Origin of the sequence: Enterobacter sp. BIGb0383, from assembly GCF_003751845.1 — a bacterium.
In the GTDB taxonomy this organism is placed as follows: Bacteria; Pseudomonadota; Gammaproteobacteria; order Enterobacterales; family Enterobacteriaceae; genus BIGb0383.
In genome coordinates this window covers 358,190-384,173 of record NZ_RJKQ01000003.1, presented here as the reverse complement: position 1 = coordinate 384,173, position 25,984 = coordinate 358,190, and the positions used below count along the sequence as shown (strand labels likewise).

The 25,984-nt window shown below is 55.3% G+C and carries 29 protein-coding genes; 9 read left to right on the top strand and 20 right to left on the bottom strand.

The window, feature by feature from the left end; genetic code table 11:
- Position 1: 1 nt before the first annotated feature.
- The 13 genes from fliR to fliF form a co-directional block, all read right to left on the bottom strand.
- Positions 2–781: a flagellar biosynthetic protein FliR gene (fliR, locus tag EDF81_RS17425; RefSeq protein ID WP_123349415.1), complete on the bottom strand. Its 780-nt coding sequence runs from the start codon at positions 779–781 to the stop codon at positions 2–4.
- Positions 782–785: 4 nt separating this feature from the next.
- Positions 786–1,055, bottom strand: a complete 270-nt coding sequence (fliQ, locus tag EDF81_RS17420) for a flagellar biosynthesis protein FliQ (RefSeq protein ID WP_123349414.1) — start codon at positions 1,053–1,055, stop codon at positions 786–788.
- Between the two features lie 13 nt (positions 1,056–1,068).
- Complete coding sequence (gene fliP / locus EDF81_RS17415) at positions 1,069–1,764, bottom strand: flagellar type III secretion system pore protein FliP (RefSeq protein WP_260232724.1); 696 nt, start codon at positions 1,762–1,764, stop codon at positions 1,069–1,071.
- Positions 1,765–1,817: 53 nt separating this feature from the next.
- On the bottom strand, positions 1,818–2,213 hold the full coding sequence (gene fliO, locus EDF81_RS17410; RefSeq protein ID WP_123349412.1) for a flagellar biosynthetic protein FliO: 396 nt from the start codon (positions 2,211–2,213) through the stop codon (positions 1,818–1,820).
- Complete coding sequence (gene fliN / locus EDF81_RS17405) at positions 2,213–2,617, bottom strand: flagellar motor switch protein FliN (protein WP_123349411.1); 405 nt, start codon at positions 2,615–2,617, stop codon at positions 2,213–2,215. Before fliN ends, fliO begins: the two co-directional genes overlap by 1 nt.
- Positions 2,618–2,621: 4 nt before the next feature.
- The gene (gene fliM, locus EDF81_RS17400) at positions 2,622–3,620 is read right to left on the bottom strand and encodes a flagellar motor switch protein FliM (protein WP_123349410.1); all 999 of its coding nucleotides are present in this window, start codon (positions 3,618–3,620) and stop codon (positions 2,622–2,624) included.
- A 5-nt stretch (positions 3,621–3,625) separates the two neighbouring features.
- Positions 3,626–4,072: a flagellar basal body-associated protein FliL gene (gene fliL / locus EDF81_RS17395; protein ID WP_123349409.1), complete on the bottom strand. Its 447-nt coding sequence runs from the start codon at positions 4,070–4,072 to the stop codon at positions 3,626–3,628.
- A 209-nt stretch (positions 4,073–4,281) separates the two neighbouring features.
- Positions 4,282–5,463, bottom strand: coding sequence for a flagellar hook-length control protein FliK (locus EDF81_RS17390; protein ID WP_260232720.1), 1,182 nt, complete (start codon positions 5,461–5,463; stop codon positions 4,282–4,284).
- On the bottom strand, positions 5,460–5,909 hold the full coding sequence (gene fliJ / locus EDF81_RS17385) for a flagellar export protein FliJ (protein WP_123349408.1): 450 nt from the start codon (positions 5,907–5,909) through the stop codon (positions 5,460–5,462). The genes EDF81_RS17390 and fliJ overlap by 4 nt, the downstream gene beginning before the upstream one ends.
- 1 nt (position 5,910) lies before the next feature.
- Positions 5,911–7,293 carry a flagellar protein export ATPase FliI gene (gene fliI, locus EDF81_RS17380; RefSeq protein WP_123349407.1) on the bottom strand — a complete coding sequence of 461 codons (1,383 nt, stop codon included), beginning with the start codon at positions 7,291–7,293 and terminating at the stop codon, positions 5,911–5,913.
- Positions 7,290–8,006, bottom strand: coding sequence for a flagellar assembly protein FliH (locus tag EDF81_RS17375; protein ID WP_123349406.1), 717 nt, complete (start codon positions 8,004–8,006; stop codon positions 7,290–7,292). The genes fliI and EDF81_RS17375 overlap by 4 nt, the downstream gene beginning before the upstream one ends.
- The gene (gene fliG, locus EDF81_RS17370) at positions 7,993–8,979 is read right to left on the bottom strand and encodes a flagellar motor switch protein FliG (RefSeq protein ID WP_123349405.1); all 987 of its coding nucleotides are present in this window, start codon (positions 8,977–8,979) and stop codon (positions 7,993–7,995) included. The genes EDF81_RS17375 and fliG overlap by 14 nt, the downstream gene beginning before the upstream one ends.
- Positions 8,980–8,981: 2 nt before the next feature.
- Positions 8,982–10,631 carry a flagellar basal-body MS-ring/collar protein FliF gene (gene fliF, locus EDF81_RS17365; RefSeq protein WP_123349404.1) on the bottom strand — a complete coding sequence of 550 codons (1,650 nt, stop codon included), beginning with the start codon at positions 10,629–10,631 and terminating at the stop codon, positions 8,982–8,984.
- Positions 10,632–10,900: 269 nt separating this feature from the next.
- Between fliF and fliE the strand changes: the two genes are divergently transcribed.
- From fliE to EDF81_RS17325, 8 genes are all read left to right on the top strand, one after another.
- The gene (gene fliE / locus EDF81_RS17360) at positions 10,901–11,227 is read left to right on the top strand and encodes a flagellar hook-basal body complex protein FliE (protein WP_123349403.1); all 327 of its coding nucleotides are present in this window, start codon (positions 10,901–10,903) and stop codon (positions 11,225–11,227) included.
- A 154-nt stretch (positions 11,228–11,381) separates the two neighbouring features.
- Positions 11,382–12,248, top strand: a complete 867-nt coding sequence (locus EDF81_RS17355) for a CheR family methyltransferase (RefSeq protein WP_123349402.1) — start codon at positions 11,382–11,384, stop codon at positions 12,246–12,248.
- On the top strand, positions 12,245–13,291 hold the full coding sequence (locus EDF81_RS17350) for a chemotaxis response regulator protein-glutamate methylesterase (protein WP_123349401.1): 1,047 nt from the start codon (positions 12,245–12,247) through the stop codon (positions 13,289–13,291). The genes EDF81_RS17355 and EDF81_RS17350 overlap by 4 nt, the downstream gene beginning before the upstream one ends.
- 70 nt (positions 13,292–13,361) lie before the next feature.
- Positions 13,362–13,751 (top strand): chemotaxis response regulator CheY, encoded by a 390-nt coding sequence (cheY, locus tag EDF81_RS17345; RefSeq protein WP_123349400.1) that lies wholly within the window; start codon positions 13,362–13,364, stop codon positions 13,749–13,751.
- A gap of 4 nt (positions 13,752–13,755) precedes the next feature.
- Positions 13,756–14,397, top strand: coding sequence for a protein phosphatase CheZ (cheZ, locus tag EDF81_RS17340; RefSeq protein ID WP_123349548.1), 642 nt, complete (start codon positions 13,756–13,758; stop codon positions 14,395–14,397).
- Between the two features lie 28 nt (positions 14,398–14,425).
- A complete protein-coding gene (gene flhB, locus EDF81_RS17335; protein WP_123349399.1) occupies positions 14,426–15,571 on the top strand; it encodes a flagellar biosynthesis protein FlhB in 1,146 nt (381 codons plus the stop codon).
- The gene (flhA, locus tag EDF81_RS17330) at positions 15,571–17,670 is read left to right on the top strand and encodes a flagellar biosynthesis protein FlhA (protein ID WP_123349398.1); all 2,100 of its coding nucleotides are present in this window, start codon (positions 15,571–15,573) and stop codon (positions 17,668–17,670) included. The genes flhB and flhA overlap by 1 nt, the downstream gene beginning before the upstream one ends.
- A complete protein-coding gene (locus tag EDF81_RS17325) occupies positions 17,667–18,071 on the top strand; it encodes a flagellar protein FlhE (RefSeq protein ID WP_123349397.1) in 405 nt (134 codons plus the stop codon). Before flhA ends, EDF81_RS17325 begins: the two co-directional genes overlap by 4 nt.
- Before the next feature lie 8 nt (positions 18,072–18,079).
- Here EDF81_RS17325 and fliT read toward each other — a convergent pair whose 3' ends face one another.
- The 3 genes from fliT to fliD are packed head-to-tail and all read right to left on the bottom strand — an operon-like array spanning position 18,080 to position 20,345.
- Positions 18,080–18,412 (bottom strand): flagellar protein FliT, encoded by a 333-nt coding sequence (gene fliT / locus EDF81_RS17320; protein WP_123349396.1) that lies wholly within the window; start codon positions 18,410–18,412, stop codon positions 18,080–18,082.
- Complete coding sequence (fliS, locus tag EDF81_RS17315) at positions 18,409–18,813, bottom strand: flagellar export chaperone FliS (RefSeq protein WP_123349395.1); 405 nt, start codon at positions 18,811–18,813, stop codon at positions 18,409–18,411. The genes fliT and fliS overlap by 4 nt, the downstream gene beginning before the upstream one ends.
- Before the next feature lie 50 nt (positions 18,814–18,863).
- On the bottom strand, positions 18,864–20,345 hold the full coding sequence (gene fliD / locus EDF81_RS17310; protein ID WP_123349394.1) for a flagellar filament capping protein FliD: 1,482 nt from the start codon (positions 20,343–20,345) through the stop codon (positions 18,864–18,866).
- A 288-nt stretch (positions 20,346–20,633) separates the two neighbouring features.
- On the opposite strand from fliD, the gene EDF81_RS17305 reads away from it, so the two are divergent.
- Positions 20,634–21,449, top strand: a complete 816-nt coding sequence (locus EDF81_RS17305) for a flagellin (RefSeq protein WP_123349393.1) — start codon at positions 20,634–20,636, stop codon at positions 21,447–21,449.
- Positions 21,450–21,575: 126 nt separating this feature from the next.
- Here the strand turns inward: EDF81_RS17305 and cheW are convergent, their stop codons facing one another.
- From cheW to motA, 4 genes are read right to left on the bottom strand one after another with little or no spacing between them, the layout of a single operon-like run.
- On the bottom strand, positions 21,576–22,085 hold the full coding sequence (cheW, locus tag EDF81_RS17300) for a chemotaxis protein CheW (RefSeq protein ID WP_123349392.1): 510 nt from the start codon (positions 22,083–22,085) through the stop codon (positions 21,576–21,578).
- A gap of 26 nt (positions 22,086–22,111) precedes the next feature.
- Positions 22,112–24,115, bottom strand: a complete 2,004-nt coding sequence (gene cheA, locus EDF81_RS17295) for a chemotaxis protein CheA (protein WP_123349391.1) — start codon at positions 24,113–24,115, stop codon at positions 22,112–22,114.
- 1 nt (position 24,116) lies between these two features.
- Positions 24,117–25,082, bottom strand: a complete 966-nt coding sequence (gene motB / locus EDF81_RS17290; protein WP_123349390.1) for a flagellar motor protein MotB — start codon at positions 25,080–25,082, stop codon at positions 24,117–24,119.
- Positions 25,079–25,969 (bottom strand): flagellar motor stator protein MotA, encoded by an 891-nt coding sequence (gene motA / locus EDF81_RS17285; protein WP_123349389.1) that lies wholly within the window; start codon positions 25,967–25,969, stop codon positions 25,079–25,081. Before motA ends, motB begins: the two co-directional genes overlap by 4 nt.
- Positions 25,970–25,984: the final 15 nt, after the last annotated feature.

Here is a 25,984-nt window from a genome sequence, read left to right as displayed (position 1 = left end):
GTCAGCGAAACCCCAGCAGAATGGTATTCAGATGGTGAAAGATAGTGTTCATCAGATCGTTAAAGATCGGTGCAAAGTTAACCATCAGCAGCAGTAGCGCTCCCAGACCGCCGGTAATAGCGAGGGGAAAGCCGATCACAAATATAGAGAGCTGAGGCGTCAGGCGATTGAGCAGGCCGAGGGTCAGATTGAGCGCCAGCAAAAGCGTAATCATCGGCATCCCCACTTTTAGCCCGCAGCTAAAGATAACCCCCGCCGTCTGTAGCAGAAGATAAAAGCCTCCGGCATGAAGGGGCGCGGCGTTAACTGGCAGCAGGGTAAAGCTGTCTGCCAGAACCTGAATCAGATACAGGTGACCATTCAGCGACAGAAAAAGCAGCGTGAACAGCAGGTTCAGCAGCCTGGCGATCACCGGCGTATTCTGGTTACCTGAGGGATCAAAAAAGGAAGCGAACGACAGACCCATCTGCAGACCGATAATTTCCCCGGCGTTGCGCATGGCCGCAAAAATAAACTGAATTGTCAGCCCGATAGCGCTGCCGATGAGGATCTGCTTCGCGGTCACCCACAGCCCGTCCGCTGACACCAGAACGACATGGCTGTCCGGTAAATTCTGCCCAATAAGAAAAGCAATCAGGACGGCCAGCCCGATCTTAACCTTCCTGCCCGCCACTTTTTCGCTAAAAACGGGTGCGGCGCTGAACATCGCCAGAGTGCGGGTTAGCGGCCAGAAATAGTGGCCGATAAGACTGTAGAGATCGGCGAGTGAGAGGCTTTGCATAGCGCTAGCGGATCATCTCCGGGATCGCGGTAAAGACCGTGCGCATATAGTCCATCAGCGTCCCCATCATCCAGGGACCGAGGACAATCATCACCACGACGATCGTCAGTATCTTGGGGATAAAAGAGAGCGTCGATTCATTGATTTGCGTGGATGCCTGCAGGATGCTGACTACCAGCCCCGTAAACATCGAGCCGAGCAGCAGAGGCGCCGCGATGCTTAATGCAACCTTTACGGCCTGGAAACCCAGGCCCATTACGCTTTCTGGCGTCATTTCAGTGTCTCACTTAGCTGTAAAAGCTCTGGGCCAGTGAGCCGATAATCAGCTGCCAGCCGTCCACCAGCACAAAGAGCATCAGCTTGAAGGGAAGCGACATGGTCGCCGGTGGAACCATCATCATCCCCAGCGCCATCAGCACGCTGGCCACCACCAGGTCGATAATGATAAAGGGGACGAAAACGGTAAATCCGATTTGAAACCCGCTTTTCAGCTCGCTGGTCACAAATGCCGGAAGCAGGATACGCAAGGGCACATCGTCCCGGCTCTGGTAATTGGGCTGTTTCGCAATGCGGGTAAAGAGCGCCAGATCGGTTTCACGCGTCTGCTCAAACATAAAGTTACGCATCGGCACGGCGCCTTTATCCAGCGCGTCCTGGAGGCTGATTTTGTCCTGCGACAGAGGGAGCCAGGCCTGATCATAGACCTGGGTAAATACCGGCGACATCACAAAAAAGGTCAGGAACAGCGCCAGCCCCAGCAGTACCTGGTTCGGTGGCGAGGAACCGGTGCCGAGCGCATTGCGCAGCAGCCCCAGCACGATAATGATGCGGGTAAAACCGGTCATCATCAGCAGGACTGCGGGCAGCAGCGTCAGGGATGTCAGCAGCACCAGGGTCTGCACCGGCAGGGACCAGCTCTCCCCGTTGGCGCCATGGCCAATCACAAGATCGCCACCTGCGGCCCACGCCGCCTGCAGGGGCATCATCGCCAGCAGGCAAAATGGCAGAAGGCGGAGAACTAACCGCAGTATGCGCCTCACGAGTTGGCTCCCCGTTTTTCATCCTGCGTCTGGGTCAGAGCCTGCTGGAAAGATCCTGGCGACGGCATTTCGCCCCCGGCAGCACCGGCCAGTTCAGTGAGCAGCGTAATACTGCCGGGCGTCATGCCGAGCAGGAACCGGCGTGCGTCAACGTTGACGATTGCCAGCTGCTCGCGCTGGCCCAGGGAATAGCGCTGCTCAATAGTCAGCGGTGTTTTGCCTTTCGCCAGCGAGGTTCCCCAACCGCGACGGCGAATCAGCCAGCCAATCGCCAGGATCAGGGCCAGGATCAGGAGCAGCGCGCCGCTTAGCTGGAACAGCATCGCGCCTGAGGAGACAGGGTCGGCCGCCATATGGATGGCCTGACTCTGCGGTTGAAGGGGGGTTTTCATTACCGGCTCAGTCGCTGCATTCTTTCTGAAGGCGTAATAATATCGGTGATACGCACGCCAAATTTATCGGAAACGACCACCACTTCACCCTGCGCGATCAGATAACCGTTGATCAAAATATCCAGCGGTTCACCCGCCAGCCCTTCCAGCGGGACCACCGATCCCTGGCTCAGGCGCAGCAGCTCTTTGATGGTCATTTTGGTGCGTCCCAGCTCCACGGTCATTTTGACCGGAATATCCAGGACCAGGTTGAGATCTCCCGACAGGTTCATCATCTGTTCGTCCCGGGAAAGCGCTGGCGTATCCGTGCCGCTGTCGCCGGAGAGCTGTTCACTCATCGCCTCTCCCCAGAGATCGTCCATGGATTGCTCGTCAGCCTCAGACGGCGGATTAGTGGCACTCATCAGGTTATTTCTCCTTATTTAAAGACAGTAGCGAGGAGGCGAGAATTTTTTCGACTTTGATCGCCAGCTGTTTATTAAGCCGGCCATATTTACCGGAAAAGATGGGGTGTCCATCGGCAAAGACTTCAACCTTTTCAGGTTTATCGAGAGGGATAACATCCCCTTTTTGCAGAGTCATAATGCGGGAAACATGCGTGGGAATGTCTGCCAGTCGGGCAATTAACTCCAGCTCCGTATCACGGATCTGCACCGCCATGGTGCTATGCCACTGCTCATCTTCCTGCTTCGAGTTCTCCCGGGGAGGGTTGGTTAACAGTTCACGTAAAGGCTCAATAATACTGAACGGAATACAGATACTCAGCTCACCCACATGCGAACCTATTTCGACGGTGAACGGTGTCGTGATCACAATGTCATTCGGTGACGAGGTAATATTGGTAAATTTTATCTGCGTTTCCGAACGAACATATTGCGTTTTAAGCTTGAAGATAGAACTCCAGGCCTCATCGTAGGAGGACTGTGCCATCGACATAATACGGCGGATAATTCGCTGCTCGGTCGGCGTAAATTCGCGCCCGTCCACTTTTGTCGGAAAACGTCCGTCGCCACCAAACAAGTTATCGACGGCCATCGAAACCATATGCGGTGAGAAGGCAAATAACGCCGTACCGCGCAGCGGATTCATATGCACGAGGTTAAGATTGGTCGGCACCGGCAAATTGCGTGCGAACTCATGGTAAGGCTCTATTTTCATATTGCCGACGGTCACATCCGGGTTGCGGCGCAGGAGGTTAAACAGATCCATCCGGAACTGACGGGCAAACCGCTCATTGATGATCTCCAGCGACTGCATACGATCGCGGATAACGCGACGCTGGGTTCTGGGATCGTAGGGCCGGATATCATCCGTGCCCTCCGGCTCCTGAACACTCTCACTCTCCGTGCTGCTACCGCCATTTAACAGACGGTCAATTTCAGCCTGTGATAATAGACTGTCAGACATATAATCTACCGTAGAATAAATGCATTAAATAATACATCACTGACCATCACGCTATGCTGGTCGGCGAGTGGAAGATTGACCACGTCTTTAATTTTACTCATTAATTCAACCTTCCCATTATCCGTTTCCAGCACGTCAACGGTTTGCTGAGAAAAAAGCATCAGTAAGCGACTGCGGATCTCCGGCATAAATTGTTGCAGCAGCATCTTTGAACCTTCATCTTTCAGGCGCAGCGTTAATCCAATATATAAAACGCGATCGCTGTCCGTTGCTCCGGACTTCAGGCTAACGGTAAAGGTATCTAATGGCACATAAATAGGCGGTGGTAGTGCAATCGATTTTTTTACCGGCGTGGATTGACCGATCTCGCTCTGTATTTCAGATTTCATATTTTTAATTTGATAAAATGCATATCCGGCCAGCACGCCAAGGGCCAGGATCGCCAGAATCATGATTAAAAAAAATAAATGCGTAACCCTTTCCGCGAGCGGATTTTTTTTGTTTTACTTTCGACATTACGTAGAAAAGTCCTGTATATAACTGTGCCAGGCCCGATTAAATTAGTTATCCAATAAGCGGAGCATTCTATTATATCCCCGCACAGAGTAATTGATTTAAAAGGTCGAATTAGTGTCGACAATTGTCAAAATTAAGTGCAACGTCAGGCAAATATATTCACCCCATGGTTATAACTGACTGTTCTGACGGGAGTTTCAACAACCTCTTCGGTTAATACGGCGGGATCCTGCGAGTGCTCCCCGGCAAATTTTTCCTGCGACGTTTGCCCGGACCGGGCCGGATCATTCCACCCGGAGAAGGTCTCTGCCCCTACGCTGCTCTGGCCCAGCTCAATGCCCGACTCGGCCAGGGAGGTACGCAGATGCGGCACCGCCGCCTCAAGCGCGGCGCGAACCTGGTGGCTGGCGGCAACGAAATGCAGCTGCGCCTGCTCGTCTTTCAGCTGTAAATTAATCTGGATGGAGCCGAGTTCCTCCGGATGCAGACGCAGTTCGGCGTGCTGAACGCCACCGCGGGTAAAGCACGCGATCTGCTGACCCAGAGACTGCTGCCAGGCCGGTGTCCCCATGGTTTGCGCCAGAGCGCCCGTGGCTGGCGTGTTGGCCATCTCCGACGCATGGGCTGCGGTGGCCGTCACGTCAGCCAGCGGCGCAAATGTCGGCGTCACGGCGGCCCGCTCGCTTTCATGAGAAAACGTGTCCACCTTCTCAGCAGGCGGATGGGCTTCAATCGCGGGCAGTGGCGACTTCACCGTCTCTGACGGGCTGAACACGGTGGAAACACCCGCATCAGGCTCAGCCGACTTTCCGGAAGCAGAAATGTGCGGCCTGAAGGCGCTGTTTTCACCTGTTTCCGTCACGGGTTCTTTACCCATCCCCGCAGGCGTCATCCCTGGCAGCCGCTGCGCAGCCGTCAGGGCATCGGTTTCTGCAGGCAATTCAGTCGATGGCGCGTCGCTCCCGGCAATCGGCAGTAAAGGGGGAATACCGTCAGGTGAAGGCGGTACGTTTTGCCCGTCAGCACTGTCCGTCAGCGAGGGCAGAGCGTTATCCCCGTCTTCCTCTTTCACGTCGACGCTTGCGTCCAGAGTCTGATTCAGAAGCGTCAGCAGTGCGCTGTTCGCTGTATCCTCCTCATCAACCGGCCGGGTGCGTTCAGCCATTTTATGGAGCGGCGCAGCGGGTGGCTGTTTTACACCCGGCGTCTGCGCGGCCTGTTTCTCACCCAGCACGCTGGCAAACTGCGGCCCCTCAGACGGCGTCTTTTCCGGCGATGATGCCGGGGCGCCCGTCGGGCCAGCGACCGCTATCTTTGCAACTATCATGCGGAGTGTTTCCTTAAAAAGAGTTGGCTGGCGAATTCATCCATCAGCTTCTGTTCCTGACGGTTCTCTTTGGTTCTCGCCATCTCATCAGCACGCGCTTTGAGCGTCGTAAAGGCGTTAAGTCGACGACGATCGTTTTGCCAGTCACCGAGCGTCAGGGTGACGGTACGTTCACAGTCGGCCACGTGGGCACCGTGCTGTTTCACCACCTGACTTAAGGCCTGAATAAACCCCTGGTAGCTGAGGAGATGCATGATGGGCAAGCCGCTGCCGAGCGCTCTGGCCGTCAGCTGCTGCCGGTACTCCTGCTGATATCCCTCAAGCTGGCTAAGCTGGGTCCGTGCCTTTTCACAGCGCTGACGGTCCCGGCCTAGCTGCTGTGTGGTGTCGTTCAGTTTTTCTTCTGCCCGTTCGCGTAGCAGATCCATCGCGGTACGTGGTGCCATGTTAAAGACTCACTTGCGGATCGGTATTTTCAGGGAAAAGGGCATTAAGACGATCAGAGGCTGCGTCATATTCGCAGCACTCTTCAATCCCTTGCTGTAGATAGCTTTCCAGCTGCGGATAGAGCGCAATCGCCCGATCCAGCGTGGGATCGCTGCCTGCCGCATAGGCGCCGACGCTGACCAGGTCGCGGTTGCGCTGATACACGGAGAGCAGCTGTTTAAAGCGCTGAACGTTCTTATAGTGCGTCTTCGCGATCAGCTCCGTCATGGCACGACTAATGGAGGCTTCGATATCGATCGCCGGATAGTGTCCCGACTCGGCAAGACGGCGCGACAGGACGATATGGCCGTCGAGGATCGCCCGGGCAGCGTCAGCAACCGGATCCTGCTGATCGTCGCCCTCGGTCAGTACCGTGTAGAAGGCGGTAATCGATCCGCCGCCTTTAATGCCGTTGCCCGCCCGCTCGACCAGGGCCGGTAGCTTCGCGAACACCGAGGGCGGATAGCCTTTGGTCGCCGGTGGCTCGCCAATCGCCAGCGCTATTTCGCGCTGCGCCATGGCGTAACGCGTCAGCGAATCCATAATCAGCAGTACATCCATGCCGCGTGAGCGGAAATCTTCGGCGATACGCGTGGCATAGTCCGCCCCCTGCATACGCAGTATCGGCGACACATCCGCCGGAGCGGCGATCACCACAGCGCGGCGAAGCCCCTCCTGTCCGAGAATATTTTCAATAAAATCTTTTACTTCGCGGCCGCGCTCGCCGATCAGCCCGACAACAATCACATCGGCTTTGGTGTAACGAGCCATCATGCCCAGCAGGACGCTTTTCCCGACCCCGGAACCGGCAAACAGCCCCATCCGCTGACCGCGCCCGACCGAGAGCAGGCCATTGATCGCCCTGACGCCAACATCCAGCACGTCTTTAATCGGGTCACGCTGCAGGGGATTGAGCGGCGCGCTAAAGAGCGAACCGGTGGTTTTGCAGGTGGGCGGCCCCATGCCATCAAGCGGTCGGCCGTTGGCGTCAAGGACACGACCCAACAGCTCAGGCCCCAGGGGCAGGCTTTTGCCGTGGGCCATCGCCCCGGGATGAACGCAGACGCGTGCGCCGGGCAGGATGCCATCCACATTCTCCAGCGGCATCAGGTACAGGAGGCGATCGTTAAATCCGACCACCTCGCCTTCGACAAAATCCGTGCCGTTGCAGGTCGTCCGCTCAATCAGGCAGAGCGTCCCTATCGGTAAGCTCAGGCCCACGGCTTCCATCACCAGCCCGGTTGCCCGGACCAGTTTTCCGTACTGTTGCCAGGCCGGGCGTGAGACGATTTGTCGCTCGCGTACGTCAATCGCGTCGAGCCATCTTTTCAGGCGCGTGGTCATGGTCGGTACGCTTCCTGGCTGAGATCGCACAACCGTTGCCAGTTAACGGCGAGAGTCGCATCCAGCTCGCCCTCCTCTGCGGTAATACGGCAGTCGCCAGGGGCCATTTTCCCCTCGACGCGTAATGCCCAGCGGCGCGCCTCTAGCGCGTCTCCCAGCTGCGCCTTGACCAGCGGAAAGTCTGCCTCGCTGACCCAGAGTTCAGGGTTGTTGACCAGGCGGAGGTTGTTCTGCATCAGTTGCTGGATCGTCTCCAGCAGACGTTCGGGATCGCAGACAATATGCTTACCCAGCATGGCGCGCACCGCGTTAATCGAGAGCTGAACCAGGCGAGCGGGGATCACGCTATCGAGGCTGTCCAGTGACGCCTCGAATTCATCCACCAGTTGCGTAAAACGGCCAACCAGCGCCTGCTGCCGGGCGCGGGCTTCGGTTTCGCCCTGCTCCAGCCCCTTTTCTCTGCCCTGACTAACGCCCTCTTCGTAGCCTTTCTTCTGGCCCTCTTCCCGCCCGCGACGCTCTCCGGCCGCATAGCCTTCGTGCTCTGCCTGCTGGCGCAGCCGGGCCAGTTCGGCCTGAACCTGCGCATCTGTCACCAGGTCGACAGGCAAACTGGGGGCAGGCACAGCAAGGGGAGGTTCGGGATCCTCCAGCAGGCTTTCAGGCTGCCAGCGCTGCCAGTCCTGATGGAGTCCGCTATCAGACATAGACATCGTCGCTGCCTCCAATCACAATTTCGCCGGTTTCCGCCAGGCGGCGCGCAATCAGCAGAATGCTCTTCTGCTCGGCTTCCACCTGCGACATACGAACCGGACCTCGCGAGTTGAGATCGTCTTTCATGATGTCCGCCTGACGCTTCGACATATTGCGGAAGAACGCATCGCGTAGCGGCTGTTCGGCGCCTTTCAGCGCGATAATCAGCGATTCGTTTTCGATCTCCTGCAGCAGGCGCTGAAGGCTGCGGTCTTCGATCTCTACCAGATTTTCGAACAGGAACATTTCATCGATAATTTTCTGCGCCAGCTCGTGGTCAAACTCACGTACGGCGTCTATCGCCGCCTCTTCCTGCTGAGATTTCATCAGGTTGAGGATCTCAGCCGCCGGGCGCACCCCGCCCATTTTGCTGCGCTTCATATTCTGACCCGTCAGCAGATTATTCAGCACTTCGGTCAGTTCCTGCAGCGCCGCGGGCTGGACGCCGCCAAATGTCGCAATACGCAGCATAATGTCATTACGCTCGCGCTCTTCGAATTTGGTCAGAACATCGGCGGCCTGGCCGCGTTTCAGGTGAACCAGGATGGTGGCAATAATCTGCGGGTGTTCTTCGCGGATCACATCGAAGACCGACTGTGGTTCCATGAAGTTCAGGGTTTCAAGCCCGTTCACCTTCGAATGGGAATCAAGCAGATCTTCCAGCAGGCTGGAGGCCCGTTCCTCGCCCAGCGCCTTGACCAGCACATTGCGCAGGTAGTCGTTGGTATTGAAGTTCAGCGCCGCGAACTCGGACACGTCGTGGCCAAATTCCTTCATCACTTCGGCCAGGTTATCGTGCGTAACGCCGTTCAGGTTGTACATCGCGCTACTAATCTGGGTCACTTCATGCGAATGGAGGTGTTTGAACACCTCAGCAGCGCATTCATCGCCAAGGGTTAACATCACCATGGCACATTTATCGGCCGCATTCATTGCTATTTCTGCCCCTTCATCAGCCACTTACGCACAACAGCAGCGAGAACATGAGGTTCCTGTTCCGCAATGCTTCGCAGATGCTGGGTGGTGATCTCGGTGTCCACTCGCTGCTGTGCCTTCGATTTTTCAATGCTCTCTTTCTTGCGGATCTGAGCATCCAGCTCCGCCTGACGCGCCTCTTTCTCCAGCTCAAGCCGCTGTAGCGCCAGTTCCTGATGTTTTATCCAGAACGGCTGCACCGCTTTGCGCCACAGGATCCAGGCCACCAGCGCAATCAGCAGATAACGCCCCACTTCCAGGAGGAGATGGATCGTTTCCGGCTGTTTCCACAGCGGGATCGTATTTTCTTCATCCGGGGCGCTGAACGGCGAGTTAACAACGCTGAGGCTATCGCCACGCTGAGATGAGAAGCCCATCGCCTCTTTCACCAGCGCGTTAATCTGGTCCATCTGCGCTTTGCTGAGCGCAACGGGCGTACCCGTTTTATCGACGGCATAGTTCACGACCACCGCCGCCGAGAGCTGTTCAATCCCGCCGGGACTGCGGCGAATATGCGTCAGGGTGCGATCGAGCTCGTAGTTGACCGTCTCGTCATTGTGACTGTTCCAGGGAACCAGCTTGCCGCCGTTGCCCGTCGCCGATGGCGCGGAGGTCGTCTGGTCGATGGGCGCCGACGTCGGCACCGGCGGCTGGTTACTTAATGCGCCAGGTACCCCGCCCACCGCGTCTTTCCCTCCCTGTTCACTGCCGCTGGCCTGGCGGCTGCGGACCGCTTTCTTATCCGGGGCGCTGTTAGGCTGGTACTGCTCTGCCGTCTGTTCGTTAACGGAGAAATCGATTTTAGCGGTGACCTGCGCCCGGACGTTGTTGCTGCCCACAATTGGCGCCAGGATGGCCTGAATGCGATGCTGATAGTCTTCTTCAATCTTGTTGGTATAGCGAAGCTGCGAGGTCCGGGTCGCCTGCTCCCCGCCCTGCGTGAGCAGGCGTCCGCTTTGGTCGACAATCGTGACGTTATCGGCGGTCAGGCCCGGTACGGCGCTGGAGATAAGATGAGTAATGGCGCTAACCTGCCCCTCATCCAGCGAGCGTCCGCCCGCCAGTTCAAGCGTTACCGAGGCTGAGGGCGCTTTCTGGTCCTGGATAAACAGCGACTCTTTTGGCGTCGCCAGATGCACGCGGGAACTTTTCACCGGCCCCAGAGTGTCAATGGTGCGCGAGAGTTCCCCTTCCAGCGCACGCTGGAAGTTAACCTGTTCACTGAATTCGCTGATGCCAAATTTTTCCTGGTCGAGCAGCTCAAAGCCCACCGTTCCGCCTTTCGGCAGCCCCTGCTGTGCCAGCTTCAGACGCAGGTCGTAGACCTGCTCTTCCGGCACCAGGATGGCCCCTTGCCGCTCATCAAAGCGATAAGGCACATTCATCTGCGTCAGCTGAGCGACAATGTCCCCACCGTCCCGATCGTTGATATTGCTAAATAACACCCGGTAATCGGGTGCTTTAGCCCAGAATAAAAGCGCAATAATAATAGAAAGCGCGGCGGCGGCGGCAATAAGAAATATAACTCTGGGATTTGAACGAACCCGCTCAATAATTGCCATCAGGTCAGCAGGTTTTTTTATGTTATTACCGTTAGTTGCGGCATTCATACCATATTCCTGTTAAAAATAATGCCACAATGTAAACGTACATTAACGATTAAGGCGCCATTCATTGATAAGCCGCCATGCCGTTATGGCATTCAGGCAAGATAAATCAAGCGGCATATTATGGACAAACTATCGGGAATGTTAATCGGTGATAAGCTAAAACTTCTGCCAGCTATTTACGTTATATTTTCAGCGCAGCCCTCTGTTATCCTGCAGCGGTTGCTCGGGCACTAGCACCGTGCAGGAAAACGTAACCAGGGGTTATCAGGATGTCGATTCAGTCAATGACGGGTATTCTCAATCAGATTCAATTTCAGGCCCGTCAGGCGTCAGGTCTGAATACCAGCGGGAGCGTGCCAGAAACCGCAGGAAACGGCACCTTTTCCGATATGCTGATGGGCAGTATTAATGCCGTTAGCCAGGCGCAAACCACCGCCAAAAGCCAGGCTCAGGCCTATATGAGCGGAGCTTCAGGTATTGAGCTCAATGACGTGATGGTGTCACTGCAAAAATCGTCTCTGGCACTCAACCTGGGGGTCCAGGTCAGAAATAAAATGGTCAGCGCCTATCAGGAGATCATGGGGATGTCTTTATAAACCCCATGCGTTTCGCTGGTGTAATCCAGGGTAAATTATCTTACTAACTATAATGCTGCCGACAGGGCAGCATTGCGTCTTGTATTTGATAAAAAATACACGGACATTTTTATACGTTAAAAAAACAAACACCTGGCCGACAGGAACCTCTGGTATGTCTGATGACACTTACACCCATAATAATGAGCTAACGCATCGCTACGCACAATGTAATCTGACGGAGCAAGAGTTAGCAAAAATCATTACGCTTATTTATCAACGTGCCGGCATTGTCATTACCGACAAGCGACAGGATATGGTTTACAACCGGCTTGCGCCCCGTTTGCGTGCGCTGGGAATGAACAATTTCAGTCAGTATCTGCATTTTTTAGAAAGTGCGCTGAAGCATGACGAATGGCAGCAGTTTATTAATGCGCTGACCACCAATTTGACCTCTTTCTTTCGCGAAGCCTATCACTTCCCGATCCTCGCAGAGCATGCCTCTCGCCGGGCAGGAGGTTACAGCGTCTGGTGTACCGCAGCCTCGACCGGGGAAGAGCCCTGGTCCATTGCCATCACCCTCGATGAGGTTCTGGGGCAGAGCGTTGCCGGACCGCGCATTCTGGCCACCGATATAGATACCAGCGTGTTAGAAAAAGCCCGTCTCGGCACCTATCGCCTGACGGATTTAAACAGTGTTTCCGGGGAGCGGCGAAAAAAGTACTTCTTACGTCGGGCGCAGGCTGGCGGGCAGGAGCAGGTAAAAGTGGGCAGTACGTTGCAAAATGCCGTGCATTTTCAGCAGCTGAATTTAGTGGCCCCGGTCTGGGATATTCCGGCTCCGTTTGACGCGATATTTTGCCGCAATGTCATGATCTATTTCGATAAGAAAAACCAAAGCCAGATCCTGAATCGTTTTGCAAAACTGTTAAAGCCCGGCGGATTGTTGTTTGTCGGTCATTCAGAACATTTTAGTCATATGGATAGCCCGTTCCGATTAAAAGGCCAGTCGGTGTACTGCCTGACGGAGAAAAAAACATGAAAAAAATCAAGGTGCTCTGCGTCGATGATTCAGCCCTCATCCGCAACATTATGACCAGCATTGTGAACCAGCATCCGGATATGGAGATGGTGGCGACGGCGCTCGATCCGCTGATCGCCCGCGACCTGATTAAACAGCATAACCCGGATGTGCTGACCCTGGATGTCGAAATGCCGCGTATGGATGGCCTCGACTTTCTCGAACGCCTGATGCGTCTGCGGCCCATGCCGGTCATTATGGTCTCCTCTCTGACCAGCAAAGGCTCGGATATTACTCTGAGCGCGCTGGAACTGGGCGCGGTGGATTTTGTCACGAAACCACAGATGGGCCTGCAGGACGGCATGATGCAATACAGCGAACTGATTGCGGACAAGATCCGCGCCGCGGCGAAAGCGCATATCAGACGGCGCGATGCGCAAAGCGGGCAGCCGCAGATTATCAGCAGTCCGCTGGTCGGCAGCGAGAAGATTATCGCCATCGGCGCGTCCACCGGCGGTACCGAAGCCATCCGCCATGTCCTGATGCCGATGCCGGCCACCTGCCCGGGCATTGTGATTGCCCAGCATATGCCGCCGGGCTTCACCCGCTCTTTCGCCGAACGACTGGATAAAATTTGCCAGATCTCGGTCAAGGAAGCGGAAGACGGCGATCGCGTCCTGCCGGGCCACGCCTATATTGCGCCGGGTGGCAGGCATATGGAGCTGACCCGCAGCGGAGCCAATTATCATGTGAAGCTCAACGATCTGCCGCCGGTCAATCGCCACCGTCCCTCGGTGGATATGCTGCTGAATTCCGTGGCGAAATCAGCAGGGAAAAACGCCGTCGCCGCGATCCTGACGGGAATGGGCCATGACGGTGCCAGAGGCCTGCTCGCATTGCACCAGACCGGCGCCAGAACCCTGGCACAGAGCGAAAAAACCTGCGTGGTGTATGGCATGCCGCGTGAAGCCGTCGCCCTGAATGCCGTCAGCGAAATTGTCGACCTTGAACTGATCGCCCAAACCATTCTGAAAAGTATTGTCGGGCAGGCTCGCAGAATTTAAGCGTGCGGCCTGACCGATTCTTCTTCATCCCTTTCGCCCCCTTTAGGGCTTTATTACACAGGAACGCCTTATGGCTGATAAAAATTTACGTTTTTTAGTGGTTGATGACTTTGCCACTATGCGCCGCATTGTCCGCAACCTCCTTAAAGACCTTGGTTTTAATAATGTCGAGGAAGCCGAAGATGGCCAGGATGCGTTAAATAAGATGCAGCAAACCCCTTTCGACTTTGTGATTAGCGACTGGAATATGCCCAATATGGATGGCCTGCAGCTGCTGACGGCCATCCGCAATCATGCCGACTGGAAGAGTATCCCGGTATTAATGGTGACCGCCGAAGCCAAAAAAGAAAACATTATCGCTGCGGCTCAGGCCGGGGCCAGTGGCTACGTGGTGAAACCTTTTACCGCAGCCATTCTGGAAGAGAAGTTGAATAAGATTTTTGAAAAAATTGGATGGTAAGCACGTGGACACTCTCACCAATACTGCAGCGGCAGATAATTTTAAAAGCATCTTTTCCCGAATTGGTCATCTGACGCGCCAGCTGCGCACCAGCATGAGCAGCCTCGGCTTAGATCGCGCGATTATGGACGCGGCTGAAGCCATCCCCGATACCCGGGACCGGTTAAGCTATATCGTCAGCAAAACCTCTCAGGCCGCCGACCGGGCGCTGACCTGCGTGGAATCAGCGCGTCCTTTGCAGGACCGCATGCATCAGCAGGCTTCTCATCTGAGTGGGCGCTGGGATGAATGGTTTGAGCAACCGATCGAGCTGCCCGTCGCGCGTGACCTGGTCAGCGATACCCGTGACTTTTTGCGTGACGTCCCTGAGCTGTGCAATCAGACCAATAATGAGCTGATGGAAATCATGATGGCGCAGGATTTTCAGGATCTGACGGGCCAGGTTGTGCAGCGCCTGATGCATCTGATTGAGACTATCGAAAAAGAGCTGATCCAGGTGCTGGTCGAAAATGTGCCGAACATGGTGCCCGACTCGGACAGAGAGCTGGAGAGTCTGAAAAACGGCCCGCAGATTGACCATACCCAGAGCGGCGTGGTGGCCACGCAGGATCAGGTGGACGATCTGCTCGCCGACCTGGGCTTCTGATAGTCGCTGACAAAGATGAATGTAGCCCGTGTCTGACGAAAGCGATGTAGAAAAGACGGAAGAGCCCACGCCCCAGCGACGACAAAAAGCGCGGGAAGAGGGGCAGATCCCCCGCTCGAAAGAACTCACTTCCCTGCTGATGCTGCTGGCCGGCTGGTCGCTGATTTTTATCAGCGGCGAGCGCACCGCCGACCGGCTCGCTCAGCTTCTGCATGACGGACTGGTGTTTGATCGCCTGCTGATTGCCGATCCCACCCGTATGCTGCACAGGGCCAGCGAGCTCCTTTCGCTGATGTTAACCGCCCTGCTGCCTCTGCTGCTGGGATTGTTCTTTGTCGCGATCGCGTCAGGCGCCATTATTGGCGGCCTGCATTTCAGCACTAAATCGCTGAAGGTGGATTTGGCCCGCCTTTCGCCCTTCTCGGGATTTAAGCGCCTGTTCTCATTTCAGGTGGTCTCCGAGCTGATGAAAAGTTTGATGAAAGCTACCCTGGTGGGCTGCGCCTTTATTTTTTATCTGATTAAAAATAAAAGCCATTTTCTTCAGCTGGACAATGAGTCGCTCTCTGATTCCCTGCACGATGCTCACAGTCTGATCTCCCACTGTTTATTGATGGTGATTTGCGCCCTTATCCCGATGGTGGGCTATGACGTTTTTTATCAATTAATGAGCCACGTTAAAAAATTGCGGATGAGCCGCCAGGAGATCCGCGATGAATTTAAACAAAGCGAGGGCGACCCGCATGTAAAAGGGAGGATTAAACAGTTACGCCGCACGCTGGCCCAAAGCCGAATGATGGAAAGTCTTCCCGACGCGGACGTGATCGTGAATAACCCGACGCACTACTCGGTGGCAATCCGCTGGCAGGAAGGCAAGATGTCCGCCCCGGTCGTGCTGGCAAAAGGCGCGGGCGACATCGCCCTGCGCATCCGCGAGAAAGGCGCTGAACTCCGCATCCCCATGCTGGAAGCCGCGCCGCTGGCGCGTGCGCTTTATCGCCACTGCGAACCCGGCGATCCCATCCCGACCGAGCTTTACAGCGTGGTCGCTGAAGTCCTCGCCTGGGTCTACCGCCTGCGTCGCTGGCACAAAGCCGGTGGCAGCCAGCCGAAAAAACCCGAAAACCTTTCAGTGCCGCCGGCGCTGGATTTCGCCCATGAGAGCCAGGAATGATGGCCAATCTAACCACAAAACTCCGTTTACCGAATTTTAAAGAGACGCAATGGCAAATACTGGCCGGTCCGGTATTGATCATGATGATCCTTGCCATGATGGTGCTCCCGCTGCCCGCCTTTGCGCTCGATACGCTGTTTACTTTCAATATCGTGCTTTCCCTGATGATATTGATGGTGGCAATGTTTACGCAAAACACGCTGGATTTTTCCTCATTTCCGGTCGTGCTGTTGTTCTCCACGCTCCTGCGCCTGGCGCTTAATATTGCCTCCACGCGCATCATTCTGATGAAGGGCCATACCGGTGCCGGTGCGGCTGGCCGGGTGATCGAAGCCTTTGGTCATTTCCTGGTCGGCGGCAACTTCGCCATTGGCATCGTGGTGTTCGCCATTCTGATTATTATTAACTTTATGGTCATCACCAAGGGTGCGGGACGCATCGCCGAAGTCGGTGCACGCTTTGTGCTCGACGGGATGCCGGGCAAGCAGATGGCGATTGATGCAGATCTCAACGCCGGTTTGATCGGCGAAGAAGAGGCGAAACGTCGGCGCAGTGACGTGACCCAGGAGTCTGATTTTTACGGTTCGATGGACGGGGCCAGTAAATTTGTCCGCGGCGATGCCATCGCTGGCCTGCTGATCATGGCGATTAACGTGATCGGCGGCCTGATTATCGGCATCGTCCAGCACGACCTCTCCTTCGCCGATGCCGCACAGACCTATACGCTGCTGACCATTGGTGACGGCCTGGTGGCCCAAATCCCGGCCCTGATTATCTCGACGGCGGCGGGCGTCATCGTCACCCGCGTCGCCAGTGAAACCGACGTCGGGGAGCAGATGGTCAGCCAGTTGTTCAACAACCCGCGCGTGATGGTGCTGGCTGCCGGTGTGATCGGTCTGCTGGGGATCATTCCCGGCATGCCAAACCTGGTGTTTTTACTCTTTACCGCCGCGCTACTGGGCCTGGCCTGGTGGCTACGGGGTCAGGAGCTGGAAGGAAAAGGCGGCGCGAATGGCCCTGCCCGGGTGCCGGAGAATGATGACGTCGGCGACGAGGCGCAGGCGCTGGAGGCGTCCTGGTCGGATGTTGAGCTGGAGGATGTACTGGGACTTGAGGTGGGCTACCGCCTGATCCCAATGGTGGATCAGACCCAGGATGGTCAGCTTCTGACGCGTATTCGCGGTATTCGCAAAAAATTTGCCCAGAAGATGGGCTTTCTGCCACCCGCGATACATATTTGTGACAATCTCGATCTCAAACCGACCGGGTATCGCATCCTGCTTAAAGGGGTCGAAGTCGGCAGCGGTGAAGTGAAGCCCGAGCGCTGGATGGCTATCGATCCCGGCTGCGCGGAAGGTGAACTGGACGGTCTGCCCGGGCTGGATCCGGCGTTTGAGCTGCCCGCCGTCTGGATCGATGAAGTCATGCGAGAACGCGCACAGACTATGGGCTACACGGTGGTCGATCCGGCCTCGGTGATCGCCACCCATCTGAATCATTTGATCGATATGCACACCGACGAGCTGTTCAGCCGCCAGGAAACGCAGCTTCTGCTGGAGCGAATTACCAAAGAGATGCCGAAGCTGGTCGAAGATTTTATTCCGGGAATGATCTCGCTCGCACTGTTCCATAAAGTGCTGCAAAACCTGCTGGCGGAACGTATTTCCATCCGCGATATGCGCACCATTATTGACGCGCTGGCCGAACATGCTGGCCCCCACAGCGATGCCGATGAATTGACCGCCCAGGTACGTGTCCGCCTGGGACGCGCTATCACGCACCAGTGGTTCGGCAATAGCCCGGATATCGAGGTAATTGGACTGGATCCGCAGCTGGAAGGGCTGCTGATTCAGGCGACGCAGAATAGCAGCGCCCTTGAGCCGGGCATTGCCGAAAAAATGATTGAACATACGGGACAGGCAATTAGCCAGCAAGGAGGCCAGGGTTTCGCCCCGGTGCTGCTGGTCAGCCAGCCACTGAGGCAGATGCTTTCACGCTTTTTACGCCGGGTCTATCCGCAGCTGGTGGTGCTGTCTAATGCTGAAATTGGCAATAATCGCACGGTACATATGTCCTGCACCATTGGCGGCGCATCATGAGATACCTGCTGTTAACGCTCTGGTTTGGGGTGCTGGCGGCGCAGGCGGCCAGCGGGACCTGGACGGGAGAGAGTGTGGGTGGCCGCGTGAGCGTGGGTCAGCAAATCCTGGCCAGCCGACCGCTGAGCGCGGCAGGTCCGCTATTCTCATCGGCCACGATAACCCGCCTGGCCTGGCATATTGAGCTACTGACGCCGCCCCCGCCCGGCCTGCAGATCAAGCTCTGCGCCCGTTCCGTCTGCTTTCCGCTGGCGGGCTTATCGGGTGTGAAACAAATTAGCGCCCCGCTCTCCCCGGATGAGACCTTTCGTTTTCTCTATTCGGTCAACAGCCGTGGGCCGCTGACGCCCGCGCTGCAGGTCATCAGCAATCAGTTAACGGTGAATTATCATACGCCGTAAGTGCCCGCTTACCGCCGGGACATCTGCGCGGCATACTCCCGGCAGCAGGTCTTACTCTGGTGCAGTTTTGACATCTGCATGGTCAGTACTTTCTGCCGGGAGGCGATACGCTGCGCAATCTCGGCATCATGCACCTGCAGCTGGCGGAGCTGCTTAGTCAGCACCCTTTTTTTATCCGCCGCCGTTTCCTGCTGTGCCTGTGCGATAGCCCGCTGCACGGCCTCGATATACGCCTGCGAGAGGGCCGGAAACGCTTCCCACGCCTCCTGGCGCAGCGTCTCAAGCAGCGCCAGGTTCATCTGCATAAGTTCCGGGAAAATGTCGTGGCCAGGCTCGTTCATCGCTGACCCGCCCTGGCATGAGGCGCTATCGCGTCCCAGGCGCTGGAAATATCCATAATGAATTTATCGGCCAGCATCAGTTTTTCCACGTCGCTGTGCAGATTTGCCTGTATCAACAGCCGGGAAATATAGTCATAGAGCTGTTCAAGATCGGCCGCGATCTCCATCCCTTTTTTATGATCCAGCGCGGCCCGTAGCCCGTTATCAATGATGTTGATCGCTTTGGAGATCATCTCCCCACGCTTTGCCACATTGCCATTTTCAAAATAGATCTTCGCCCGTAATACCGCATTGTGCGCTCCCTCAAACAGCATGGCGATCAGCTGATGCGGCGTTGCGCCTGTCAGCCGACTCTCAAGCGAAACCTGAGCGTAAGCCTGGGGGCCTGATTGTTGATACATGGTTAACTCCGGGAAGATAAACAGGGCGCAATGCCCTGTTCACAGACAGATTAGAGAGAAGACATCAGGGAGGTAATCGATGCACTCATGCCGTTCAGTTTCGACATCACGCTATCCAGATTCTGGAACTGCGTCTTGTAGCGGCTGACCTGGGCATCGATCAACGCCTGGGTTTTATCAATCTGCGTACCGGCGAGGGTAAACTGTTTGTTCAGGTTATCCGTGGCACCTTTGATAATCCCGTCGGTTTTGCTTTCGCTATCCCCGGCATATTTGGTGAGAACCCCTCCCAGGGCGGAGGCCAGCCCCTCAACATCCCCGCTGCCTTTGAACATTTTGCTCAGCTCATCGGCATTGTCGGCAATAGCGTTATCCAGCGTATTCTCACTCAGCGTCATCTGGCCACTTTGCGCATCGATGGTAATGCCCAAATCCGCCAGCGAACCATAGGTAGCCCCTGAGTCGCCGTACCAGCCGTTGGCTGCAGAGCGGATTTCACCGACCATGCCGCGCAGGGTCGAGTCCCCCATCAGCGCCCCGCTGTCATTGCTTTTTGTTGCGACATCATCGCTGCTTAATCCGCTGGTATCCGCGGCCACATATTTGCTCGCGGCCGAGGTTTTCGACAGCAGGGCGTTATACTGGGAGACAAAATCCTGTAGCGTCTTTTTGATTGCGGAGGTGTCTACGGTCAGGGTGAGCTGCTCGGGCTGCTTATCCTTCGAGACCGCATTCAGATTCAGCGTCACGCCGGCCATAATGTCGCTGATATTATTGCTGGAGCGGGTGTAGTCAATCCCGTCCACCGTCAGCAGGGCATCCTGCGCGCCGGTCACCATTGTCATATTGTCCGTGTCGCTGCCGCTTTCGTCGGACCCTTTCCCACCTTTACTGGTGTTAAGAATGCCCGCCAGGCTACTATCGCCGTCAACGCTGACGCTCATTTCACCGGCGGTCCCGGTTTTTTTGGAACTCAGCATCAGCTGATACTGACCGTCGCTGCTGCGCTGAACGGAGGCGTTAACGTTCCCGTCCTGTTTGTTGATCGCGTTGGCAATTTGATGCAGCGACGTTTGATCGTCTTTGAGATCGACAGACACCGTACTGTCGCCCTGCTTGATGGTCAGGGTGCGCGTTGCCCCGTCACCCGCCGGGGTCCCCAGCTGTTTATCCGCGTCATCAATGGCTGCGGTGGTTCTGAGTTTATGTGCCGTCGCGAGCTGGTTAACGGTCACCGAGTGCGCATCCGCACTGGCGCTGGCATCTGCCGTCGCGGTGAATGCCGTATTGGTACTGACCGTCAGGGTATTAAACGCGCTGCCGTTCAGCTTCTTCACCGTGGCCTGGAGCGTGGTCATCGCGCTGCCGATCTGTCCCCAGGTCGAGATCTTACTGCTATAGCCCGTCTGCAATGCGGTATAGGGGGTCAGACGCAGCTGTTCAGCGGCCTGCAGCTGCGTCAGCATGCTGGCGGTATCAATACCACCGGTGCCGACACCCATGGCTGAAAAGCCGGATGAAATAGAGGACATGGTTTCTCCGTTATGATTAAGGTCTTTATAAAAATATCGGCACCGGCAGAGAAAAATAAATATCACTGATAAAATATTCAGCTACGTGTCATACGGTGCTAAAAAAAAGAAATACCAAAGAATACAGCAATAGCGATAGATTCAATATTGCCAGATATGGACACTATTGCGCGCATTTCACGACAATAGAAAAACTTCAGAAGTTTTTCCCCATGCCGATACTTAATATTATGCGAACGAAATCCGCATGATTATTTTGATATTAAATTACGAACAGAGGAATTAATAATGGCACAGGTCATTAACACTAACGCCCTTAGCTTAGTCGCGCAGAACAATCTGAATAAATCTCAGTCCTCACTGGGTACCGCTATTCAGCGTCTCTCCTCCGGTCTGCGTATTAACAGTGCCAAAGACGATGCGGCAGGTCAGGCAATCAGCAACCGTTTCACCTCCAGTATCAACGGCCTGACTCAGGCTTCACGTAACGCCAACGACGGTATCTCTCTCGCTCAGACCACTGAAGGCGCGCTGAATGAAGTGAACGACAACCTGCAGAATATCCGTCGTCTGACCGTGCAGGCAAAAAACGGCACCAACTCCGATAGCGACCGCGCCTCCATTCAGGACGAAATCACCGAACGCCTGTCCGAAATCGACCGTATCTCTGCTCAGACCGAGTTTAACGGCGTTGCGGTACTGGCATCCGATCAGACCCTGAGCATTCAGGTTGGTTCAAACGACGGCCAGACCATCGATATCAACCTGAAGCAGATGGACGCCGATAAACTGGGCATGAAGGATTTTGATGTCAGCACAACATCCGACAGCGACACACTGCTGGATACCGTGGACAAAGCGCTGTCGCAGGTTGACTCCCTGCGTTCTGGCCTGGGTGCGACCCAGAACCGCTTTGACTCGGTGATCAACAACCTCGACAGCACGGTAAACAACCTGTCCCAGTCTCGCTCCCGTATTCAGGACGCCGACTTCGCTACCGAAGTGTCCAATATGAGCCGCGCCAACATCCTGCAGTCAGCCGGTACCGCCGTGCTCTCCCAGGCCAACCAGGTGCCGCAGAACGTCCTGTCCCTGCTGCGCTAATCATAAAAACGATGCCTCGTTAACCCGACCTCTGGTCGGGTTTTTTTGTCTCTGATGAGCGATGGATAGCAAAAAATAAGGCCAGCAGAACGGGTATCCTGCTGGCCTGGCGATAAGAGGGGTCGATTACGCGTCGGGCGCTAACGCGGCACTTTTCTCCACCAGCTCCATCTCTTCGCTGTTGAGCAGCTTTTCAATATCGACCAGGATCAGCATTCTGTCGTCAACCGAACCCAGCCCCTGTAAATACTCCGTTGACAGCGTCACGGAGAAATCGGGAGCCGGGCGAATTTGTTCCGGGACCAGGGTCAGAACATCTGAAACGCCGTCAACAATAATCCCGACAACGCGGTTATCAAAATTGAGAACAATCACCACGGTATTGTCATCAAATTCCGCCGAGGTCAGCTGAAACTTAACGCGTAAATCAACAATAGGGACAATCACGCCGCGCAGGTTGGTGACACCAGCAATAAAAGCAGGGGTGTTCGCAATACGCGTTACGCGCTCACAGCTGCGGATCTCCTGAACTTTCAGAATATCAATACCGTACTCTTCATCCCCCAGTGTAAATACCAGATATTCATGGCCGGTAATATCACCGGCGATCTTATTTTCCGAACCAGATAGATTCATTTTTTTTACCTTCAATGAGGATGTTGTTAATCGGCTTTTTCTGTTTGCCGCTTTTCTTTTGCCAGCGTGGCAAGGACAGCCACGTCAAGTATCAGGGCCACGCTGCCATCACCGAGGATCGTTGCTGCGGAGATGCCAGGCACCTTGCGGTAGTTGAGCTCCAGATTTTTCACCACCACTTGATGCTGACCAATTAACTGATCGACCAGCAGGGCATAACGGCAGCCGGCGCTCTGGACAATAACGGCAATATTCTCGGTAATCGCACTGGCTTCGCCAGGAAGGTCAAAGACCTTACGCAGCTCAATCAGCGGCAGGTATTCTTCGCGTACCTGCAGCATCATTTCGTCGCCGGCCATACGGTAGAGCGCCTTTTCGGTAGGAAGGCGTGACTCCATGACCGTTCCCAGCGGAAGAACGTAGATTTCCTCGCCCACGCGCACGGACATGCCGTCAAGGATGGCCAGCGTCAGCGGCAGAACAATGCGCATCGTCGAGCCTTTATTCTGCTCGGAGCGAATCACCACGTATCCGCCCATCTCCTGAATATTACGCTTCACCACGTCCATGCCGACACCGCGCCCGGAGACGTCGGTGACTTTCTCAGCCGTCGAAAAGCCCGGAGCAAATATCAGCATCCAGACCTCTTCGTCGCTGATGTTGTCGCTCACGGCAAGTCCCTGTGAGCGTGCCCTGGCGAGGATTTTCTCGCGATTCAGTCCGGCACCGTCGTCGATCACCTCAATCACGATATTGCCGCCGTGATGCTCGGCAGAAAGGATAATGTTGCCTTTCGCCGGCTTGCCTTTGGCCAGCCGCTCTTCGACGGATTCGATACCGTGATCGAGGCTGTTGCGCACCAGGTGAGTAAGTGGATCGGTAATTTTTTCAATCAGGCTTTTGTCCAGCTCGGCCGAACCGCCGCGCAGGGTTAACTCCACCTCTTTATTGAGTTTTCCGGCCAGATCGTGCACCAGCCGCGGGAAACGACTGAAGACATACTCCATCGGCATCATACGAATCGACATCACCGATTCCTGCAGATCCCGGGCGTTACGCTCCAGCTGGCTGATACTGCTCATCAGGGCATCATGCTGGGAAGGATCGAGGCGGCCAGAGAGCTGCGTCAGCATGGCCTGAGTAATAATCAGCTCGCCGACCAGGTTGATGATCTGATCAACCTTATCGACAACCACGCGAATGCTGCCGCTCTCACTCTGGGGCGATTTCGCCCGTGCTTTAGACCGGGCCGCTTCAGGCTCCAGCGCGACGGGCGCGGGAGCCGCGACGACCGGAACCGGATGGAATGTTTCCCCGGCGGCTGGCTCAGCCCCGGACGCGGCCGTAATCACAATCTGCTGCGGCTCCAGTACAAAACACATCACCGCAATAATGTCGTCAGCGCTGGCGTCGGTGTTAAGCGTGACCTCGATCCTGTCACCCTGCTGCTGCTGGTGCGTGATGGTTCCCAGGTTGGCCAGCTCTTCCGTTAATGGTCCTTTATCCTGCTCCTTAATGCCCAGCAGGGTGACAGAGAGCGCCGTGCCTGACGATGCCCCCTTATCGTCCGTTATCGGCATCAGCTCTGCCACCGTCGGTTCGGGCTGGAGCAGCGCGGGTGCAGCGGTCGGCGTCTGGACAGATTGACTTTCAACTGCAATCTGACGAAGCACCTCGCAAATATACTTAAAACTGTCGCTATCCGGCTCCTGCGAGGATTTATATGCATCCAGCTGTTCCTGCATAATGTCTTTACTCTCGAGAAAAATATTAATAATTTCACTGGTGAGCGATAGCCCCCCACATCGGGCGTCATCCAGCAAGTTTTCCAGTATATGGGTAGTTTCTTGTAAGACCGTAAAACCAAAGGTTCCCGCGCCGCCTTTAATGGAGTGGGCAGCGCGGAATATTGCGTTCAGCTGTTCTTTATCGGGAGAAAGAGAGTCAAGATCCAGCAGATGCTTTTCCATATCCGCCAGTAACTCATCCGCTTCATCGAAAAAAGTCTGATAAAAATCACTGATATCCATATTATTTTTCTCCCTGCTGCGGGTGAGTGACCAAAGGTTTTACAGAGCGCCCGGGGACGCGTGCATCAGGAGACATAATGGTTAACTCCGATTTTAATTTTGCCGTTTCAGGCGTCGCGGTTAATTTATTTAACAGCGCATCTTCCTTAAGAATCTCGGCTTCTTTTTCTTTGCTGTGGACCAGGAGGGTGATGCGGCGATTAAGCGGGTTGTCATGGTCGGTGCTGTCTACGCTGACGCCATCGGCCATGCCGATAACGCGCAGAAATTTGTCTGCGGCTAGCCCGCCGCTAATGAGTGCCCTACGTGAGGCATTCGCACGGTCGGCCGAGAGTTCCCAGTTACTGTAGGCGGCATCCCCACCGGCGTAGGGCAAGGAGTCGGTATGTCCGGAAAGCGTAATACGATTGGGCAGTTCATTCAGAGCCGGAGCCAGCGCCTGAAGGATCGCACGCATATAAGGTTCGGGTTCCCGGCTGCCAATTCTGAACATAGGTCGATCGTTGCTGTCGGTGATCTGAATCAACAGCCCGCTATCCGTTAAGCGCAGCTGTAAATTTGACTGGAAATTACTCAGACGTGGATCGTTTTTAATCAGGCTGCGAAGTTTATCGCGCAGGTTTTGTAATTTTTCATCCCCCCTGTTTTTTCTTTTTTCCTGGGTCTGTCTGGAAACCTCACCGTCCTGTTTGATGATGTCAGCACCGCCGCCGGGGATCACGCTGTCGCTTAGACTCGACTTGTCCCCGTGCGCCAACGCGACGCTTAGCGGCATCTTAAAATACTCGGCAATCTGTTCACGTGCTTCGGGCGTCGAGGAAGAGAGCAGCCACATCACCAGAAAAAAGGCCATCATCGCCGTCATAAAGTCGGCGTAGGCGATTTTCCATGAGCCACCATGATGGCCGGCATGCTTGCTCTTTCTCTTTTTCCGCACCACCACGGTGGTATGAGAATTTTTACTCATGAGCCCGCTTCCGCCGCCTGGCTCTGCGCGGCCGCTCTCATTTGATGGATATGTTCTTCCAGCTCATAGAAAGTCGGACGAACGGTTGAGAAGAGCGTTTTGCGGCCAAACTCAATGGCGATTTGCGGTGCAGAACCGTTAATCGCTGCCAGCAAAACGGTTTTAATACAGAGCAGAACTTTTATTTTTTCCGCATTTTTCTGGCGCAGCAACGCGGCCAGCGGAGCCACAAAACCGTAGGCCAGCAGGATACCGAGGAAGGTTCCGACCATCGCATGCGCGATCAGCGCACCGAGTTCCGCCGCCGGACGGTCCGCCGAGGCCAGCGCGTGGACCACGCCCATTACCGCCGCGACAATACCAAAGGCAGGCAGGGCATCACCCAACGCATTTAAGCTGTCAGCAGGGACATCGGCCTCATGTTCAGCGGTCTCAATATCCTCATCAATCAACGCTTCAATTTCAAAAGCGTTCATGCTGCCACTTACCATCAAGCGCAGGTAATCCACCACAAAATTCATTATGGCGCTGTCGGCAAGCAGCCGGGGATAGTTCACAAAAATAGCGCTATTGCCGGGATCTTCAATATCGCCTTCCAGCGACATCATGCCGCTCTGACGGCTTTTCGCCAGCAGCTGATACAGCAATGCCAGCAAATCGAGATAGCCGGATTTAGTATATTGCGCACCTTTAAATAACAGCGGCAGAGCCTTCAGCGTAGCCTTCATGGCCTTGCCGTTATTGCCGACAATAAATGCACCAAGGCCTGCACCACCAATAATCAGAAGTTCCGTTGGCTGAAAAAGTGCGCCAAGTTCCCCACCCGATAGCGAAAACCCACCAATAACGGCAGCGAAAACGACAACATAGCCTAAAACAACCAGCACAATGACCTCTTTTAT

Coding starts and splice junctions, on each gene's coding strand:
- fliR (WP_123349415.1), bottom strand. CDS start 781: ATGCAAAGCCTCTCACTCGCCGATCTCTACAGTCTTATCGGCCACTAT.
- fliQ (WP_123349414.1), bottom strand. CDS start 1,055: ATGACGCCAGAAAGCGTAATGGGCCTGGGTTTCCAGGCCGTAAAGGTT.
- fliP (WP_260232724.1), bottom strand. CDS start 1,764: ATGCCCCTGCAGGCGGCGTGGGCCGCAGGTGGCGATCTTGTGATTGGC.
- fliO (WP_123349412.1), bottom strand. CDS start 2,213: ATGAAAACCCCCCTTCAACCGCAGAGTCAGGCCATCCATATGGCGGCC.
- fliN (WP_123349411.1), bottom strand. CDS start 2,617: ATGAGTGCCACTAATCCGCCGTCTGAGGCTGACGAGCAATCCATGGAC.
- fliM (WP_123349410.1), bottom strand. CDS start 3,620: ATGTCTGACAGTCTATTATCACAGGCTGAAATTGACCGTCTGTTAAAT.
- fliL (WP_123349409.1), bottom strand. CDS start 4,072: ATGATTCTGGCGATCCTGGCCCTTGGCGTGCTGGCCGGATATGCATTT.
- EDF81_RS17390 (WP_260232720.1), bottom strand. CDS start 5,463: ATGATAGTTGCAAAGATAGCGGTCGCTGGCCCGACGGGCGCCCCGGCA.
- fliJ (WP_123349408.1), bottom strand. CDS start 5,909: ATGGCACCACGTACCGCGATGGATCTGCTACGCGAACGGGCAGAAGAA.
- fliI (WP_123349407.1), bottom strand. CDS start 7,293: ATGACCACGCGCCTGAAAAGATGGCTCGACGCGATTGACGTACGCGAG.
- EDF81_RS17375 (WP_123349406.1), bottom strand. CDS start 8,006: ATGTCTATGTCTGATAGCGGACTCCATCAGGACTGGCAGCGCTGGCAG.
- fliG (WP_123349405.1), bottom strand. CDS start 8,979: ATGAATGCGGCCGATAAATGTGCCATGGTGATGTTAACCCTTGGCGAT.
- fliF (WP_123349404.1), bottom strand. CDS start 10,631: ATGAATGCCGCAACTAACGGTAATAACATAAAAAAACCTGCTGACCTG.
- fliE (WP_123349403.1), top strand. CDS start 10,901: ATGTCGATTCAGTCAATGACGGGTATTCTCAATCAGATTCAATTTCAG.
- EDF81_RS17355 (WP_123349402.1), top strand. CDS start 11,382: ATGTCTGATGACACTTACACCCATAATAATGAGCTAACGCATCGCTAC.
- EDF81_RS17350 (WP_123349401.1), top strand. CDS start 12,245: ATGAAAAAAATCAAGGTGCTCTGCGTCGATGATTCAGCCCTCATCCGC.
- cheY (WP_123349400.1), top strand. CDS start 13,362: ATGGCTGATAAAAATTTACGTTTTTTAGTGGTTGATGACTTTGCCACT.
- flhA (WP_123349398.1), top strand. CDS start 15,571: ATGGCCAATCTAACCACAAAACTCCGTTTACCGAATTTTAAAGAGACG.
- EDF81_RS17325 (WP_123349397.1), top strand. CDS start 17,667: ATGAGATACCTGCTGTTAACGCTCTGGTTTGGGGTGCTGGCGGCGCAG.
- fliT (WP_123349396.1), bottom strand. CDS start 18,412: ATGAACGAGCCTGGCCACGACATTTTCCCGGAACTTATGCAGATGAAC.
- fliS (WP_123349395.1), bottom strand. CDS start 18,813: ATGTATCAACAATCAGGCCCCCAGGCTTACGCTCAGGTTTCGCTTGAG.
- fliD (WP_123349394.1), bottom strand. CDS start 20,345: ATGTCCTCTATTTCATCCGGCTTTTCAGCCATGGGTGTCGGCACCGGT.
- EDF81_RS17305 (WP_123349393.1), top strand. CDS start 20,634: ATGGCACAGGTCATTAACACTAACGCCCTTAGCTTAGTCGCGCAGAAC.
- cheW (WP_123349392.1), bottom strand. CDS start 22,085: ATGAATCTATCTGGTTCGGAAAATAAGATCGCCGGTGATATTACCGGC.
- cheA (WP_123349391.1), bottom strand. CDS start 24,115: ATGGATATCAGTGATTTTTATCAGACTTTTTTCGATGAAGCGGATGAG.
- motB (WP_123349390.1), bottom strand. CDS start 25,082: ATGAGTAAAAATTCTCATACCACCGTGGTGGTGCGGAAAAAGAGAAAG.